The sequence below is a fragment of the Pseudomonas sp. K5002 genome (assembly GCF_013386655.1).
Taxonomy (GTDB): domain Bacteria; phylum Pseudomonadota; class Gammaproteobacteria; order Pseudomonadales; family Pseudomonadaceae; genus Aquipseudomonas.
The window spans coordinates 1-606 of the sequence record NZ_JACARK010000736.1 but is presented as its reverse complement, the minus strand read 5'-3'; the positions used below and the strand labels follow the sequence as shown (position 1 = coordinate 606).

Below are 606 nucleotides of genomic sequence, written 5' to 3'. Positions count from 1 at the left end.
AACGCTTCGCGCACCCGTGGGTCGTTGAACGGCGGCTTGTCGAGGTTCATGTCGAACGACAGCCAGTTACCGGTCACCGAGGTGATCACCTTCAGGCGCGGGTCCTTTTGCAGGATCGGCAACTGCTCGGTGGGCATCACGTTGGCCATGTCGATTTGCCCGGAACGCAGGGCGGCCAGGCGCGAGACCTGATCCTTGAAGTCGATGATCTCCAGCTCATCGGCGTACGGCTTGCCGTCCTTGTAGTAGTTCTCGAAGCGGGTAAACAGTGAGCGTTGGCCGGGGGTGAAGCTTTTGAGCTTGTAGGGGCCGGCGCCCACCGGGTTGGTGACCGGGTGGTAGTCCACCGGCACGATGCCGCCGAAATTGACCCAGGTTTCTGCCAGCGGCATGTAGCTACGCCCCTCCCGGAAGCTCAGGCGCACGGTGCGGTTGTCGAGCTTGACCAGGTTGTCGCGGTCCACCCAGTGCAGCAGCGCCGCGTAGGGCGAGGCCAGCTGCGGGTCGGTGAGGCGGCGGATCGAGAAGATCAGGTCGTCGGCGTCGATGGTCTTGCCGTTGTGGAATTCCAGGCCGGGGCGCAGGCGCAGGGTCCAGCTGCTGGCG

Annotated in this window: 1 protein-coding gene; it reads right to left on the bottom strand. The window is 64.4% G+C overall.

From position 1 onward, the window contains the following. The coding region (locus tag HX846_RS27405) for an ABC transporter substrate-binding protein (RefSeq protein WP_256740002.1) at nt 1-606 on the bottom strand (606 nt) is incomplete at both ends.